This is a genomic window from Leptotrichia buccalis C-1013-b, from assembly GCF_000023905.1.
Taxonomy (GTDB): domain Bacteria; phylum Fusobacteriota; class Fusobacteriia; order Fusobacteriales; family Leptotrichiaceae; genus Leptotrichia; species Leptotrichia buccalis.
Window position 1 is genome coordinate 528,220 of record NC_013192.1, and the last position, 18,302, is coordinate 546,521.

Consider the following 18,302-nt stretch of genomic DNA (forward strand, 5'->3'; position numbering starts at 1 on the left):
TGATATAATTTTTGTATTGCTTGTGGGTAAAATTGTATAGGGAGAGAAAAATGAATTACAGAAAAGAATTTCCAATATTTAAGAACAGAAATAATCACTATCTTGATACAGCGGCAACTTCACAAAAGCCAAAAAGAGTGCTGGATAAAATTATGGAATATTATGAAAAATATAATGGTAATCCAGGACGTGGTTCGCATACTTTGTCTATGGAAGCCTCAAACTTGATGGCAAACGCACGTAAAACTGTACAGAAATTTATTAATGCAAAATATCCTGAAGAAGTGATTTTCACAAAAAGTACGACAGAATCAATCAATTTGATAGCCTATTCCTATGGAATGGAATTTATAAACGAAAACGACGAGATAATTCTAGGAATTTCAAATCATCACGCAAATATTGTCCCTTGGCAATTTGTAGCTAAAAAGAAAAATGCTAAGATAAAATTTGTTTATCTTGCTGAAAATGGACAATTTGATATTGAAGATTTTAAAAATAAACTGTCAGATAAAACAAAACTTGTGGCTATTTCTGCTGTGGTAAATGTTACAGGAGTTATTCAGCCAATAAAGGAAATTATTGAAATTGCACGAAATAAAAATAAAAATATACGTATTCTTGTGGATGCTGCACAGTCGATGCTACATTTTAAACATGATGTTCAAGAACTGGATGCAGATTTTCTTGTATTTTCAGGACATAAATTATTTACTCCAATGGGAATTGGAGTTATGTACGGAAAAAAGGATATTCTTGATAAAATGCCGCCTTTTTTATACGGTGGAGATATGATTGAGTTTGTAACGGAGCAAGAATCAACATTTGCACCACTTCCAAATAAGTTTGAAGGCGGGACTCAAAATGTGGAAGGTGCAGTAACTCTGGAAGAAGCAATTAATTTTATTGAAGAAATTAGTTACGAAAAAATTAATGAAATTGAAAATTCGCTTACGAAAATTGCTTTGGAAAAATTGAAAAAATTGGATTTTGTGGAAACATATTTTACCAAAAATGTTGAAAGTGCTGGAATTATTGCCTTTAATGTAAAAAATGTGCATTCTCACGATGTGGCATTTATACTGGATTCTTATGATGTGGCAGTTCGTTCGGGGCATCATTGTGCACAGCCTTTAATGAAGTATTTGGGAGTGTCGTCTTGCTGTCGTGCAAGTTTTAGCATTTATAATAATGAAGAAGACATTGATAAATTAATAGAGGGACTTCTGAAAGTGAAGGAAGTTTTTGAATTATAAAAAAGTACAAAAATTAGAGATATAAAAAATTATGAAATTTAAATAATAAAAGTGTTTACGAAGCAAAAAGGCAAGATTCCTTGTCAAAAATGAAGAAAAATAAGAAAAGTTAAAATTGAGAAATGTTTTTAATAAGACTTTATAAATTTTACAAATTACTAAAGAAATAATTGAAAAGGAGGTTTAATATGAATTTAGAAAAAATATACCAACAGACAATACTGGAATACAGTAGACGTAAGGAACTGAATCGTGAAATTGAAAATCCGACGTTTGCAGAGCGTGGACATAATCCAAACTGTGGAGATGACTTGACGCTGGAAATAAAAACTGATGAAAATGATGTAATAACAGATGCGGCTTTTATTGGAAGCGGATGTGCTATTTCAACGGCTTCTATGGCTATGCTAATTGACTTGGTAAAGGGAAAGACAATGGAAGAGGCGAAGGAAAAAGTGGATTTATTTTTTAAAATGATGAAGCAGGAAGAAAAATTGACAGGTGAGGAAAGTAAAAAGCTGGGAGATGCGGTGCTTATGGAGTATGTGGCTCAAATGCCTGCGAGAGTTAAATGTGCAACGCTTAGTTGGCATTCGTTGAAAGTTATTGTAGAGAAAAACGAAAAATAGATTTTGTTTAAATCAGAGATTGAGGGGATAAAATGAGTACAAAGTATTTGAAAATCAAGCCTTCGAAAGATTTTTCCAGAAAATATGAAATTAGAAATTTTGAAATTGAATATGTTAGCCTATTTTCCAGAAAAAAAGAAATGCAGGTGTTTATAAAAGTTAATAGCTTTAATGCGGATAATGAGATACAGGATTTGAGACAGCTGCTTTATAAAAATTTTGAATCTGAAGGATTGAAATTGCGGATGAAGATGGATATTAATTCAGAACTGATAAAAAAGGATGTTGTTGGCTTTATAAAATTTGCAATTGAAAGTTATAAATGTGAAAGCCAGAGATACCAGTACATTTTTGCAAGTTATGAAGTTGAAAATCTGGAAGATACGATATTTATAAAATTGCCGTCACATCATTTGATAGAAGAGGCAAAAAGAGTTGAAATTAAGGACAGACTTACGCAAAGGATTCATGATTGTGTGGACAATTTAATAAAAATTGAGTTTGTAAATGGGGATTTTAAAGAAATTAAAGAAAAAATAAAAGCTCAAAATGAATTAAATTCAATAAAATCGAGCGAATTGCCTCAATATGAAAATAGTAACGGAAATTTTAACAACGGGAATAGCAATAGTAATTTTTCAAATGGTGGAAATTTCAGTAATAATAACAATAATGGTAATAATAATGGAAATGGATTTAGACGAAAACAAATTCCTGATATGGATGCAGTGGCTTTTTCTACGCTTGATATTTTGAATGATGGAGAAAATGTTGCATTGGAAGGTAAAATCTTTAATTTGGATATGAGAGAAACTAAAAATGGGAAATTAATGTGTGATTTTATGATTACAGATTATACAAATTCCGTTAGCTGCAGAATTTTCTTTAGTACAAAAAAAGATGTTCAGGTTAAACTTGGCGACTGGGTAAAAGTTACAGGAACATTTGAATCGGATATGTACACTGGGGAAAAATATATAAGAACTCAGAAAGTGGAAGCCATTGACTCCAAAGATGTGAAAAAAGAAGACAATGCTCCAAAAAAAAGAATAGAACTTCATGCACATACAAATATGAGCGAAATGAGCGGAGTTATGTCAATCAAGGATTATGCAAAAAGAGCGAAAGAATTTGGACATAGCGGGATTGCTGTGACAGATTATGGAGTGGTGCATTCGTTTCCGTTTGCATTTAAGGAGGCAAATGAGGATTTTAAGGTTATTTTTGGGATGGAGGCGTATGTAGTCGATGATGAGCAGGACTTGATTACAAATCCTAAGGACAAGATGATTGAAGATGAAATTTATGTTGTATTCGATATTGAAACGACTGGATTTGATCCGTTTAATGACAAGATAATTGAAATTGGAGCTGTAAAAATGCGTGGAAGGGAAGTTATTGGAGAATTTTCTGAATTTGTAAATCCTGAAATTCCAATTCCTCAAAAAATAACAGAACTTACAACAATTACTGACGAAATGGTTGCAAATGCTGAAAAAATAGAAACTGTGTTGCCAAGATTTCTGGAATTTTGCACAGGCACGACAGTAGTTGCTCACAATGCGAAATTTGATGTGGGATTTATCAAGCAAAAAACTATTGATCAAGGACTTGAGTATTCCCCAAGCGTAATTGATACGTTGCCCTTGGCTAGAACATTGCTTCCAGAGTTGAGAGGATATGGACTTGCTAATTTGGTAAAATATTTTGGAATTACACTTGAAACACATCACAGGGCTGTTGATGATGCGAAGGCGACTGCGGAAGTTTTTCAGAAATTTTTAAATATGATTTTAAGTAAGGGAATTTTGAAACTGATTGAAATTAATACGGATTTACAGCCGAATATTCAAAATTCTGAAACATTGAATACGATGATTTTGGTAAAAAATCAGGCTGGGCTTCGTGACTTGTACGAGCTTGTATCACGTTCACATATAGAATTTTTCGGGAAAAGAAGACCTAGAATACCAAAAAGCTTATTAAACAGCATGAGAGAAAATTTGTTAATTGCAAGTTCTGCTTCGGCTTCTGAAAGAAATAGGGGTGAATTGGTAAATCTTTATTTACGTGGAACTGAAAAAGATGATATTGAAGAAAAAGCAAAATTTTATGACTACATTGAAATTCATCCTACTGCAAATTATACTGACAGAGTAGAAAAAAGAAGCAAGGAAATTGAAAATTACGATATAATCAGGGAAATGAACAAATATTTTTACGAACTTGGGAAAAAACTGAATAAAATTGTGGTTGCGACAGGAGATACTCATTATCTGGAAGAACGTGAAGTAATTAACAGAAATGTCTTGCTTCTGGGAAGTGGAACGATGTGGAAAACTGAAGTTGCAGAAGGTGTTAAAGAATATGAATTTTTTGACAGAAAACTTTATTTCAAAACTACTGAAGAAATGCTGGAAGAGTTTAAATATTTGGGAGAAGAAACGGCTCAGGAAGTCGTTGTGGAAAATACACATAGAATCAGTGATATGATAGAACAAGTGCGACCAATTCCGACTGGATTCTATCCGCCGAAAATTGAAGGTGCTGAAGATGAAGTAAGGAAAATGACTTATAGTAAGCTGAAAGAGCTTTATGGCGAAAATATTGACCCAGATTTGAAGGAAAGAGTGGAAAAAGAGCTTAATTCGATTATTCAAAATGGATTTGCGGTACTTTATCTGATTGCACAAAAACTTGTACATAAATCGGTGGATGCAGGTTATCTTGTAGGTTCACGTGGTTCAGTTGGATCTTCAATAGTTGCCTATCTTATGGGAATTACCGAAGTGAACGGACTTTATCCACATTACAGATGTCCTAAATGTAAGCATACGGAATTTATGAACGAGGAAGGAAGCGGAGTTGACTATCCTGATAAAAATTGTCCAGAATGTGGTACAAAATATATAAAAGATGGACACGCCATCCCATTTGAAGTATTTATGGGATTTAATGGAGATAAAGTGCCAGATATTGACTTGAACTTTTCTGGGGAATATCAAGGGGAAATTCATAAATATACGGAAGAGCTGTTTGGAAGCGACAATGTCTTTCGTGCGGGAACGATTTCTACGCTTGCTGAAAAGAATGCTTTTGGATATGTGAAAAAGTATCTTGAAGAAGTGGAAGGAACGCCTGAAATAAAGGAAAGAAAAGCGGAAGTTATGAGAATTGCAAAAGGCTGTGAAGGTGCGAGAAAAACTACTGGACAGCATCCTGGCGGAATGATAGTAGTTCCGAAAGACAAGTCAATTTACGATTTCTGCCCAATCCAGCGTCCTGCCAATGATATGAAAGCTACTTCAAAAACAACCCATTTCGATTATCACGTAATGGACGAACAGCTTGTAAAACTGGATATACTGGGACACGACGATCCGACAACACTTAGAATTTTACAGGATTTGACAGGTGTTGATATTTATACGATTCCGCTTGATGATAAGGAAGTAATGAGTTTATTCAGCGGTACAGAGGCACTTGGTGTAACTCCAGATGAAATCGGCTCTCCGACAGGTACATCAGGAATACCTGAATTTGGTACATCTTTTGTAAAACAGATGCTAGTTGACACACGTCCAAAAACTTTTGCGGAATTAGTCAGAATTTCTGGACTTTCACACGGAACAGACGTTTGGCTGAATAATGCACAGGATTACGTAAGAAGTGGAATTGCAACCTTGAGTCAGATTATCACGGTGCGGGATGACATTATGAATAAACTGATTGATGATGGACTGGATAAATCATTAGCCTTTTCCATAATGGAGTTTGTCAGAAAAGGACAGCCTACGAAAAATCCTGAAAAATGGCGGGAATTTTCTAAAACGATGAAGGAACACGGTGTAGAGCAGTGGTACATTGATTCATGCGAAAAAATAAAATATATGTTTCCGAAAGGACACGCTGTGGCTTATGTAATGATGGCAGTGAGAATCGCCTACTTCAAAGTCCATTACCCAATCGAATTTTATACAGCTTTCCTAAATAGAAAAGTCGGAGATTTTAAAATGACAACAATGTTCAGACCAGTAGAAGACTTGAAACAGGCAAAAATGGAGTTGGACAGAAAAGGAACTTTAAATGTGAAGGAAAAACAAGAATTATTTTTGTATGAAATTTTAATTGAAATGCACTACCGTAAAATCGAGCTGGAACAAATTGACATTTATAAATCTGAAGCGAAACTTTTCACAATACAGGACGGGAAAATCAGAATGCCATTAATCGCAATGGATGGACTAGGAGAAGCTGTTGCTGAAAATATTGTTTCTGAACGAAAAGTTGACTTTTTATCAATCGAAGATTTAGTAAAACGTACAAAATTGAATAAAACGATTGTGGAACTGATGAAAGAATATGGATGTTTGAAGGATTTGTCAGCAACAAATCAGCAGACATTATTTTAGAAAATAATACAAAATTAATTCCGTTTTCAATATAAATAAAATTTTGAAAATAACAAATTGAAGAAATACAGAAACACCTTGTATTCCAACATAAAATATTGTAAAATAAAAATATAAAAACATAAGCAGTTAATACATAAAATGAAATAATAATTTGACACGGATATTTAAAACAGAAGGAGATGATGTGCGATGTTTAAGAAAATTTTACTGATGATTATTCTTGCAATGTCTGTTGTGGGGTGTGAGCTGTTTGATGCAAAAAGATGGGATAGAATAAATCGAGAAGATGCTGAAAGAGGAGAAACATGTTATAGGAGGGCTAGTGGTGAGTATTACTGCAAGGATAGATACGGAAACAGAACATACTAGCTATGTGTGATATGAAAGAGATAAGACGAATAACGGCAGTTTAAAAACAATGAATTTGAAGGACAGGGGGCTTTCCAGATGAGGGGAATGTGTTCCTGTCTTTTTTGGTTTAAGTATCGGATTTATTACAAACTTTTCTGATAAGGGGTATAAATCTAATATTTTCAAATAATTAAAATATAATTTTCATTTTTCAATCAGATTCTAGTATAAATAATCCGTCGGAGCATTTTTCTGTGCTGGCAAAACTGTCTGAGCATAGCGAGTTTTTTGTCAGTGCAGAAAAATGTCGTAGACTAGCCATAGGTTGTAGGATTTGCGGCAATGAGCAATCCTACGAAAATAAAAAGAAAAAACATAGTAATATGAAAAAATATTTATTAATCAAAATATCTAAAAAATAATTTAATTTAATGATTATGAATTGGCTATTAAACAACCCTATTATGAAAATCTTGTATGGATACTTAAAAATTAGATTCACAAAACTACCAAATTAATTGTTATAAAATTTTATCTCTATTTTGCCTGTTATCTTTAATATAATTTAATTCTCCGTTATTTTACATTCTTCCAAATTTGAAGGTTAAATCTCGTATTTATTCTTGTAAAGACAGGTTTTTTGAAAAATGAAAAAGACGAATTGCAGTTAAAAATATTGACATTTATAAAAAGATATAATATGATGTATTTATGATAATATAATGTTATTTAGAATTGTAGGTTAATTTAGAAAAATAGCCTCAGTTGTAGAAGTTAAGAACTAATATGAATTTCTAAAGAAAAAGTTATAAAAAGTGAACAAATTATAAATGAATATCGGAAAAGTCTCTTAATTAACATGACTTTTTCGATTTTTATATAAATAATAAAAAATATAGGAGGATATAAGGATGACAGATATTGAAATTGCTCAAAATGCGAAATTGAAAAAAATCGGTGAGATTGCAGAAAGTATTGGACTTACAGAGGATGATTTTGAGCCGTACGGGAAGTATAAGGCTAAGGTTAGTTTGGAAGTGTTAAAGAGAAATGCAGGGAAAAAAGATGGGAAATTGATTTTGATGACGGCTGTCACTCCTACGCCTCCGGGGGAAGGAAAGTCCACTGTTACTGTTGGATTGACTCAGGCGTTGAACAAGTTTGGATATAAGTCGATTGCGGCACTTAGAGAGCCGTCTTTAGGGCCTGTGTTTGGGATGAAAGGTGGAGCTGCCGGGGGTGGAATGTCGCAAGTGGTACCTATGGAAGAGATAAATTTACATTTTACAGGGGATATTCACGCAATTTCGGCTGCACATAACTTGATTTCTGCGTGCATTGACAATCATATACATTTTGGAAATGAACTTGATATTGATGTGAATAATATTACTTTTAAACGTGTGCTTGATATGAATGACAGAAATTTGAGAAGTATTGTTGTTGGGCTTGGGCCAAAGGTAAATGGCGTGCCTCGTGAAAATTCGTTTCAGATAACAGTTGCTTCAGAAATTATGGCGATTTTCTGTCTTGCCGACTCTATTACTGACTTGAAGGAAAGAATTGGCGAAATAGTTTTTGCATATAACAGAAAAGGGGAAATGCTTAAAGTTAAGCAGCTCAATATTCAAGGGGCAGTAGCGGCATTACTAAAAGATGCGATAAAGCCTAACTTGGTACAGACTTTGGAAAACACACCTGTATTTATTCACGGTGGGCCTTTTGCGAATATTGCACATGGATGTAATTCGTTGCTGGCTACAAAAATGGCTTTGAAATTGTCGGATTATGTGGTTACGGAAGCTGGATTTGCGGCTGATTTGGGGGCTGAGAAATTTTTGGATATAAAAGCTAGGCTTGGGAACTTGGAGCCAAATGTTATTGTAATCGTTGCGACAGTTCGTGCGTTAAAGCATCACGGCGGAGATAAGGACTTGAAGTCGGAAAATATTGAAACATTGACAAAAGGGCTTGTAAATCTTGAAAAACATATTGAAAGCATGCAAAAGTACAATTTGCCAGTTGTTGTGGCAATCAACAAATTTATAACTGATACTGACGCTGAAATTCAAGTGATAAAAGACTTTTGTGCAAAAATGGACGTGGAAGTTGCCAATTGCGAAATTTGGGAAAAAGGTGGAGAAGGTGGAAAAGAACTTGTGGAAAAAGTTATGAACGCTATTGAAAAGAATGAAAAATCAGATAAAAAATATACTCCACTTTATGATTTAAACTTGTCGATTCAGGAAAAAATAGAAAAAATTGCAAAAGAAATTTATGGAGCGGATGGAGTGAACTTTGCACCAAAAGCACTTAACAATATTAAAAAATACGTAGAAAACGGCTATGACAAATTGCCAATATGTATCTCAAAAACACAAAAATCATTGTCAGATAATCCAAATCTGCTAGGACGGCCAACAGGCTTCACAATTACAATCAATGAAGTAAGATTATCAGCTGGAGCAGGATTCTTGGTGGCAATGGCTGGAGAAATTATAGATATGCCGGGGTTACCTAGAAAGCCAGCGGCAGAGTTAATTGACATTGATGAAAATGGGGTGATTTCAGGATTATTTTAAATTTAATATACAGATATAATAGAATGGAAAAACATAAAAATGGAAAATACAAAAGTAAAAATGCGAAGACGGGACAGAGAAATTACAGACAATGAAAAAATAAAAGAAATTATAAAAGCCTGTGACTGTTGCCGTCTTGGCTTAAATGACAACGGAAAAGTCTACATTGTCCCACTAAATTTTGGCTTTACCGAAGAAAACGGAAACTATACATTTTACTTTCATGGTACAAGAACAGGGAGAAAACTTGATATAATAAAAGAAAATAACTATGCAGGATTTGAACTTGACACAAATCACGAAATTTACACAAAAGGTGATAAAGCCTGCAATTATACCGCCAGATTTCAAAGTGTAATCGGAAATGGGAAAGTTGAGATTATTGAAAATTCGCAGGAAAAAATAAAGGCGTTGCTGGAACTGATGAAGCATAATACCGGAAAAACAGAATGGGAGTTTGATGAGAGAATGTTGAAGACAGTTTGTGTGTTTAAACTTGTAGTTGAGGAGATGAGCTGTAAGGAGCATGATTAGAGAAAAAAAGATGTGAGGAGGGAAGATGTTAAAAAAATTCACAGTTCAAAATTTTAAAAATTTTGAAGATATTACATTGGACTTTGGAAATATTAGAAATTATAATTTTAAAGAAAATGTAATAAAAAATAATATAATTTCTAAAATGTTGATATTGGGAAAAAATGGAAGCGGTAAATCAAATGTCGGGCTTGCAATTTTTGATATTATTAACCATTTAACAGATAAAGAGAAAAGACTTAATGAATACAAAAATTATTTAAATTATAATTTAAGCAATAAAGATAATGCTTTTTTTTGCTACATTTTTCAATTTGATAGTGATAGGGTAAAGTATGAATATAAAAAAATTGACAGTGAAACAATAGTAGAAGAAAAACTTTATATAAACGATAAATTATGCATTGAGTATAACAAAAATAAAAAAATAGTAAAAATTGAAATAGAAGAATATGTTAAAAATTTTGAAAATTTTAATAAGGATTTATCTGTTAATGAATTTGAAAAAATATCATTAGTAAAGTATATTAAAGGAAATATCTTGCTTATAAAAGAAAAGGCATTATATAAATTTTTTGATTTCATTGACAATATGTTATGGATTCGTTCCTTGCAGGAAGGCAATACATATATGGGTTATAGTAATGGGAGCGAGAAAATATTAAAAGGGATAATAGATTTAAATAAAGTTAAAGAATTTGAGAAATTTTTAGAAGAAGCTGGAATAAAGCAAAAATTAGTACAAAATGAGGATAGAATACTGATAGAGTTTAAGTCAGGAAAACAAGTGGATTTTTATAAAATTGCTTCAAGTGGAACTAAAATTTTGGCATTGTTATTTTTTTGGATGGAAATTTCCATAAAAAACGTAAGTTTTTTATTTATAGATGAGTTTGATGCCTATTTTCATTATTCATTATCAAAATTCATACTTGAAAGATTATTTTCAAATGACAATATAAAACAAGTAGCATTATCTTCACATTCGACAAGTTTGATAGATAATGAAATTTTACGTCCAGACTGTTATTTTGTTTTAAATGATAAAGGTAAAATTAAACAATTTTCAGAAATTACTGATAAAAAAATAGAGGAATACCACAATATAGAAAAAATGTATCGTACAGAGGTATTTGAATATGAGTAAAATTTTGATGCTTACGGAAGGGAAAGATCCTGATAAAAAACTTATAGAGCACGTAGTAGAAAAATTTCAAATAAAAGGGGAAGTTATTTGGGCAAAAATTGGAACAATTTATGCTTTTTATAAAGATATTAAAGAAAAGTATGATGAAAATATGGACATTATCAGATATATAAAATACAAATATTCAGATAAAATCAGTAAAGAATTTAAAGCAAGTGAAATATCTTATGTATATTTATTTTTTGATTATGATTTACATTCAAAATTAAATGAAGAATATAAAAATATTGAAAAAATATATGAAAGAATAAATGAAATATCAGAAATAAACAGTTTTTTTGAAAATGAAACTGAGAATGGTAAGTTATATTTAAGTTTTCCGATGATAGAGGCATACCATAAACCTATTGGTTGCAATTATATTTATGAAAAAAATAACTTTGAAGAAAAATTAGAAGATTTTACGGACTTTAAAAAGAAAATAAAAAACGAAACTGGAAATATGGGAATGAAAGCTATTAAATCTCAATATAAAAAAGTCATAAACTTTTACATTGATAATTCAGAAAACATATTGGAAATGAAATTTAAGGATGTAGAAAAAAATAAAATATTAAAATTTCAAAATGAATTATTGAAAGAGGAAAATAAAGTAAAGATTTATCCATCAATACCAATATTTCTAAATGAATATTATGAAATTGAAAAATTACAGGAAAAACTAAAAATTTAATGTAAATTCGTTTAAAAAGAAAGAAGTGAAAAAATGTCAAAAAAATATGATTTTGAAATAATCCTAAGTAGAAAAGGGCAAGGTTCGTATAAATGGGAACAGATGTATGAAGTGCTTCCAGAGCTGGAAGACGATATTGTTCCGTTTTCTGTGGCGGATATGGAGTTAAAGATTGCTCCTGAGATAACAGAAGGAATGAAAAAATATATTGATGAAGCGGTTTTAGGGTATTCGGGGACTTATCCTAAATATTATGAGGCTGTTATAGGCTGGATGGAGAGAAGGCACGGTTTTAAGGTGGAAAAAGACTGGATTTTGTGTACTCCTGGCGTGGTTTCAGCTATATATGTTGCAATTAAGGCTTTTGCGAAGGAAAATGAAGGTGTGATTATGTTTACGCCTGTTTATTATCCGTTTTATAGTGCGATTACTTCAAATAAGAGAAAATTGGTGGATTGTGGCTTAGTTGAGAGTAAAAATGAGAATGGGGAAATCAAGTATTCTATTGATTTTGAGAAGTTTGAGGAATTTGCAAAGGATGAAAATAATAAGGTACTACTTTTGTGCAGTCCTCATAATCCGCTTGGAATTGTGTGGAGCAGGGAAGATTTGAAAAAGATTGGGAAAATTGTGGTTGAGAATGATTTGATTGTGATTTCTGATGAGATTCATTTTGATATTGTGATGGCTGGGCATAAACATACGGTTTTTCAGACTTTATCAGAAAAATTTGCTGAGATTACAATAACATGCACTGCCCCTACAAAGAGTTTTAATCTAGCTGGAGCAGGAATCTCAAATATAATTATCAAAAATGAGAAACTACGTAAAAAATTTAAGGCTGAAATGGAAAAAATGTCTATGCATGTTTTTGCAACATTATCATATAAGGCATGTGAACTGGCTTATGCAGAAGCAGAAGAATGGCTGGATGAATTTTTGCTGTTGATTGATAAAAATCAGAAATTGGTAAATAAATTTTTTGAAGAGAAGTTTATCAATTTAAAAGCCCTGTTAATTCAAGGGACTTATTTACAATGGCTGGATTTTCGGTCGTTGGGGCTTAAAAATAAAGAACTTGCAGAGTTTATGAATAAAAAAGCAAGAATATTTTTTAGTGAAGGATATACGTTTGGGAAAGCTGGAGGCGGATTTGAGAGAGTAAATCTGGCTGTACCAACAGAATATTTGGAAAAAATGCTGGAAAGGCTTTATGAAGTGTTAAAAATTGAATTTCCTAAATTTTGCAAGAATAAGTAAAAAATAAACTAATTTATAATTTACTTTTTTAGGGGTATTGTGGTATAATATACCGACAACTTTAAAGTAGAAATGATTACTATTTTTGTTTTAAAGTTGGAAATTAGAGGCTGAATTTTTTTACTTAAAATAAATCTTTAATAAAAAAGGATGGAAAAAATGAAAGAAGTAAGTAGCTTGTTAACTCATAAGCAGAAATCTCAAAGAAAGAATAATAAATGAAGATGGAGGGGAATTTGTGACAAAAAAATTAAATAATATAATTGAAACAGGGAAAGAAAAAATGAAAGTAAAGAATTTAAAAAAAATAGAGATTGGATTATTGGCATTAATTAATGCTATTATAGGATTTAATGCAAATGCAGCTAACAATAATACAAAAATAGAGTTACCTAAAGAATATTCAGAAAATATTACTATCGAAGGTCAAGAAAAAGATGTATTTGACTATGATTTTAATAATGATGGAATAAATGAAAAAGTTGTTGTGAGTTATAGTGCAGTGGATAATTTACTTAATGCAGTTGTTTCCATTTATACAAATCAGGGTGGTAAGGACATTTTAACTTATCAGGTAGCTTTTGATAAGAAATTTAGTATTAAAGAAATTCAGGAAATGCAGAAAATGCTTGATAAAGTGAAAGAATATTATCCTGAATACTCTAAAAATATTCAGCCAAATGAAACTAGATATGTTACAATTTACGGAGATAACAGAAATAGTGATATTTCATTTGATAAAGTAAAATTTGACAATCATTCTCCAAAAGATTTGAATAATTTTTTATTTATCAAAAAATCATCAGCTATGCTAGATGCTCCAAATGGAAATGCAGTAGCCAGTTTAAAATTCAGTGAAAAACCGCTAATATTATTTGACATGGTATCTGATGCATCAAATTCTCAGACAAAATGGTATTATACAGAATTTACTAAAAGAAACGATACTAACATGGCAAGAAAAGTTAAAAAGGATAAAGATGGTAAAACAGTTGCAGAAAATTCTACACCTGTTAGAGGATTTGTCGCAGGAAGTGAAGACAATGTTAGCAGAAGAGGGTTCTATTGGGATAAGATGGTTAAAAGAATGGAACTTATAAATAGATTTATTACTGAAACAATAAGCTCTGGAAAAGATTTGTATATTATTACAGAATATAAACCTTTATCGCATGATAAACCAAGTGAAAAGGATAAATTTGGAAATAAAAATAATCAAAGTATTGTTGGATATACAAATTCAAAACGGGAAGGGGAAAAAATAAATATTCCTGACCAGACTGTATTCAGAGTAATTGGCGAAGAAAATAAAATGCTAAAAATTGAAACACCATTTTATGGAGGACCTTATTATATTGAAAAAGTTGAAGGAACTTATCAAAAAGCAGAAAATATAAAAGGTGAAGTAAATAAATTTATAGCAATTGACCCAAGTAGCCAGACTGAAGCAATTTTCCAAAGAGATCCTAAAACTGGGAAATATGATGTTATAACATATTCATTTGTAACTACAGGAAAAGATGGATACGGTTCATATGAAACACCGCACGGAGCATTTCAAGTGGCATTTACAAGACCATACATGACCTTTACAAGAAGAGCAAGGGGAGGCGACAGAACAATTGCTGGAAGATCTGATCTGGCGATTGCAGGAAGTGCCAGATATGCAGTAAGAATCAGCGGTGGAGGTTATATGCACGGAATTCCTGTAGGACTTAACTTCAAAGGATCTACACTAAATACGGGAATTGCAAGTAAAATTGGAACATACAAAGATTCTCATAAATGTGTAAGACATTTTGATGATCAAATTGAATTTATCGTTGGATGGGTAAATGCAGACAGTAAAATTAAGGATAAAGATAATACAATACCTGAAGAACCTGTAATAGCATTAGTTTTATAATCCAACTTTAAAATAATTAAGGTAAGGAGATGAACTATATGATAAAAAGAACAAAATTAAAAAAATCAAAATTTTTTATTGCAGCATTGACTATGCTTTCTATAATGTCTGCAAACAGTTTTTCCGCTTCAAAAAAATCTTCACAACAAAAACAACAGCATACAGAATGGAAACAAATTACATTGGAACCTGATTTGGATGGAGATGGAATTAAAGATAAAATAGATGTGGAGTATGCAGAAATGGGTGGTAACATTTACTTAAAATTTACTCCATATGTATTTACTGAAAAAGCTAAATTTGAAAAAGGAAAGCAAGTGGAAAAAACAATAACTAAATCTGATTTTGAAGAAAAATTTGATAATTTTGTTAAAGGATTTATAGCAGAATATCCAAAGAAAAATGGAGGCTCACAACCAGCTGTAACAGAACAGCCAATTGAAACTCAAGATACAAATGCAGAAACTCCAGCTCCGGCTGTAGAAAATAAACCTGAAGAAACAGCAACAACAATAAATAACAAGACTGACGAAACGGATAAAAAACCTGTTTCGCAAAAAAAAAATACAGTCAATTCTGAGGGGAATACGGAAAACGATAAAGCATTAGACAGTCTAAGAGAAAGTAATATGGTAAAAGCCCAAAATACAGTGTTGGATAATAAAAATAATGATAACTCAAATAATTCTGCTCAAAATCAAAATATAAATAGTTCATATTCTTATATCAAACAGTATTTTGGCAAAAGGACAGAAAACCTTACTTTCAATTTTGGATACGATAAACATTCTCCAAGAGATATGGATGAATTTGTATTCATAAAAACTGCAACAAGCATAAGAAAAGAACCAAATTCTAATGCCAAAGTCATAAAATCGGCTACTTATTCACAAAAATACAAAACTACAGGAATCGTTAAAACAAATGTGGGAAATAAATCAGATGAATGGTACGAAGTATTTTTTGATAATCAGCTTGGCTACATTCCAAAATCAGCTGTGGAAAAAAGGGAATTTGACTGGAATGACATGATGAAAAAAGTTGATAAGACAAATAAATTTATAAAAGAAGCAGTTAGCGCAAATAAAAAAATATATGTCTTAGACGATTATGTTCCACTTGGTGGCGGTGAATCTGGAAAACGAGATAAATTTGGGAATCGTGCTAATCAAAGTGAGTTTGGATATATAGATAAAAGTTTTAAGGATTATATAAATATTCCAGATAGAACGATTATGGTTGTAGAAGAAGAAAATGATAAATATGTAAAAGTTAAGATAGATGCGTATGACAACGGTGTCTATTATTTAAAACCTTCTTCAAAAAAATATTTAAAAGAAGCGGGAATTACTGGTGAAGTAAGTAGATTCATCTATGTCGATAGATCTAGTCAGAATGAAATGATTATTGAAAAATCAGGAAATGGATGGAATGTCGTAACTTCTTCATTTGTAACAACTGGAAAGGATGCTGGAAATTCATTTGCTACACCATATGGAACATTCTTAATTGCTTATTCAAAACCTGTAATGTCATATACAGGTTCTGGAGGTGGCGTCGTTGGCGATGCTAAGTATGCAGTAAGATTTAGTGGCGGTGGATATATGCATGGCATTCCCTCCGTTTTTGAGCCAAAGAACACAAGAGAACAACGAAAAGCTGCGACAGCTAAGAAAATTGGGACTTATCCAGAATCACATAAATGTATAAGACACTATGATGACCAGATTAAATTTATTTATGAATGGTTAGGAAATTCGAGTCCAGGACATTCAGAAGGATTTAGAGTACCTAGCGTTCCAACAGTTATGCTGGTAAAATAGGAGAGCTATAAATTTTAAACAAAAATAAAATTGATTCAGATGTTTGGGAGAAGCCATCTATAAAAAAAACCTTTTGGAAACACATATTATTCAAAAGGATAGTATGTGTTTTTAATTTGTCTAAAAAATAGGGAAAAATTTAATAAATAATAAAAATTATAAGGAGGAAAAATTTTGGAATTTTTTAGAAATTTTCAGTTTGGAGTAAATGAATTAATGTGGCTAGGCTACTTGCTGCTGAATTTTACAGCGGTAATATTAGCTTATAGATTTTGGGGAAAAGCAGGATTGCTTTCAGTTGTACCGCTTTCAATAGTTATTGCGAATATTCAGGTTGGGAAAATGATGACTTTGTTTGGTGTGGATACGACGATGGGAAATATTGCATTTGGTGGGATTTACTTAGCATCAGATATACTTTCGGAAAATGAAGGGAAAAAGTATGCTAGAAAAGTCGTTTCACTTGGTTTTGCTTCAATGCTGTTCACAACATTTATTATGCAAATCGTCCTAAAAATACAGGTAGCACCGTCTGATACTATGCAAGGGGCTTTAAATCAAGTGTTTGGATTTATGCCAAGACTGGCAGTAGCAAGTGTGACTGGATTTGCAGCTTCACAGGCATTTGACATTTGGTCTTATCAAGCGATCAGAAAATTACGTCCAGACTTTAAAGATATTTGGATTAGAAATAATGCAAGCACAATGTTGAGCCAAATACTTGATAATATAGTATTCTCATTTATGGCATTTTTAGGAGTTTATTCAATGAAAGAAATAATTGTAATTATATTTTCAACTTATTTCCTAAAAGTAGTAATTGCATTATTGGATACACCGTTCGTGTATATTGCAACAATTTGGAAAAATAATGGAAAAGTAAATGAAGAGTAAGAAAAAGGAAGAGAAATGATAAGATATAGTGTAATAAAAGAAAAGAATCCTAGAGAAATAGTGCTTTTAAAAGGATTCAGCTGTGCATACGGGAAATGTGCATTTTGTAATTATATTTTGGACAATACAGATGATGAAGAGGAAATGAATAGAGTAAATTTGGAGGCGATTAATCAAATTACTGGAGAAACTAGAGCTTTGCAAGTTATAAATTCTGGTTCTGTCTTTGAGCTGAATGATTTTACACTTTCTAAAATTAAAGAAGTCTGTCAAGAAAAAAATATAAAAATATTGTATTTTGAAGCATATTTTGGATATATAAATAGGCTTGATGAAATTCGAAAATATTTTAGTGAGCAGGAAGTTCGGTTTGCTATTGGAATTGAAACTTTTGACAATGAATTTAGAACAAAAGTTCTGACAAAAAACTTTGTTACAAATGATAAAGTTTTAGAAAAAATAAAAAAAGAATATAAAATGGGACTTTTTATGATTTGCATAAAAGGACAGACAAAGGAAATGATTTTGCGTGATATAGAACTTGCTCAAGAATACTTTGATGAAATTGCACTTAGTGTCTTTGTAAATAACGATACAAAAGTGGAGCGTGATGAGGAACTTGTAAAATGGTTTTTGACTGAAATTTATCCAGAATTGAATAAAAATCAGAATATTGAAATTTTGGTAGATAATAAAGATTTTGGAGTATATGTGCAGTGATAGTTTTAATTTTTAGAGAAAAAACGAAAAGCAGTGGAATTTTAGTTTCACT

The 18,302-nt window shown here is 31.7% G+C and carries 13 protein-coding genes; all 13 read left to right on the plus strand.

Annotated features, from left to right (window positions below; genetic code table 11):
- Positions 1-50 precede the first annotated feature (50 nt).
- The 13 genes from LEBU_RS02515 to LEBU_RS02575 all read left to right on the plus strand — a co-directional run bounded on the left by LEBU_RS02515 (position 51) and on the right by LEBU_RS02575 (position 18,250).
- Positions 51-1,256, plus strand: coding sequence for a SufS family cysteine desulfurase (locus LEBU_RS02515; protein WP_012806589.1), 1,206 nt, complete (start codon positions 51-53; stop codon positions 1,254-1,256).
- A gap of 188 nt (positions 1,257-1,444) precedes the next feature.
- Positions 1,445-1,885: a Fe-S cluster assembly sulfur transfer protein SufU gene (gene sufU / locus LEBU_RS02520; protein WP_012806590.1), complete on the plus strand. Its 441-nt coding sequence runs from the start codon at positions 1,445-1,447 to the stop codon at positions 1,883-1,885.
- A gap of 32 nt (positions 1,886-1,917) precedes the next feature.
- Positions 1,918-6,297 carry a PolC-type DNA polymerase III gene (locus tag LEBU_RS02525; protein WP_012806591.1) on the plus strand — a complete coding sequence of 1,460 codons (4,380 nt, stop codon included), beginning with the start codon at positions 1,918-1,920 and terminating at the stop codon, positions 6,295-6,297.
- Between the two features lie 192 nt (positions 6,298-6,489).
- The gene (locus LEBU_RS02530) at positions 6,490-6,669 is read left to right on the plus strand and encodes a hypothetical protein (protein ID WP_012806592.1); all 180 of its coding nucleotides are present in this window, start codon (positions 6,490-6,492) and stop codon (positions 6,667-6,669) included.
- A gap of 893 nt (positions 6,670-7,562) precedes the next feature.
- Positions 7,563-9,233 carry a formate--tetrahydrofolate ligase gene (locus LEBU_RS02535; protein ID WP_012806593.1) on the plus strand — a complete coding sequence of 557 codons (1,671 nt, stop codon included), beginning with the start codon at positions 7,563-7,565 and terminating at the stop codon, positions 9,231-9,233.
- A gap of 39 nt (positions 9,234-9,272) precedes the next feature.
- Positions 9,273-9,767 carry a pyridoxamine 5'-phosphate oxidase family protein gene (locus LEBU_RS02540; RefSeq protein ID WP_012806594.1) on the plus strand — a complete coding sequence of 165 codons (495 nt, stop codon included), beginning with the start codon at positions 9,273-9,275 and terminating at the stop codon, positions 9,765-9,767.
- 25 nt (positions 9,768-9,792) lie between these two features.
- Complete coding sequence (locus tag LEBU_RS02545) at positions 9,793-10,914, plus strand: ATP-binding protein (RefSeq protein WP_012806595.1); 1,122 nt, start codon at positions 9,793-9,795, stop codon at positions 10,912-10,914.
- On the plus strand, positions 10,907-11,647 hold the full coding sequence (locus LEBU_RS02550; protein WP_012806596.1) for a hypothetical protein: 741 nt from the start codon (positions 10,907-10,909) through the stop codon (positions 11,645-11,647). The genes LEBU_RS02545 and LEBU_RS02550 overlap by 8 nt, the downstream gene beginning before the upstream one ends.
- A gap of 33 nt (positions 11,648-11,680) precedes the next feature.
- On the plus strand, positions 11,681-12,907 hold the full coding sequence (locus LEBU_RS02555) for a MalY/PatB family protein (protein WP_012806597.1): 1,227 nt from the start codon (positions 11,681-11,683) through the stop codon (positions 12,905-12,907).
- Positions 12,908-13,145: 238 nt separating this feature from the next.
- Positions 13,146-14,813 carry a L,D-transpeptidase gene (locus LEBU_RS02560; protein WP_012806598.1) on the plus strand — a complete coding sequence of 556 codons (1,668 nt, stop codon included), beginning with the start codon at positions 13,146-13,148 and terminating at the stop codon, positions 14,811-14,813.
- Between the two features lie 38 nt (positions 14,814-14,851).
- Positions 14,852-16,636: a L,D-transpeptidase gene (locus LEBU_RS02565; protein WP_012806599.1), complete on the plus strand. Its 1,785-nt coding sequence runs from the start codon at positions 14,852-14,854 to the stop codon at positions 16,634-16,636.
- 174 nt (positions 16,637-16,810) lie between these two features.
- Positions 16,811-17,530, plus strand: a complete 720-nt coding sequence (locus tag LEBU_RS02570) for a queuosine precursor transporter (RefSeq protein ID WP_012806600.1) — start codon at positions 16,811-16,813, stop codon at positions 17,528-17,530.
- A 15-nt stretch (positions 17,531-17,545) separates the two neighbouring features.
- Positions 17,546-18,250: a radical SAM protein gene (locus tag LEBU_RS02575; protein ID WP_012806601.1), complete on the plus strand. Its 705-nt coding sequence runs from the start codon at positions 17,546-17,548 to the stop codon at positions 18,248-18,250.
- Positions 18,251-18,302 lie beyond the last annotated feature (52 nt).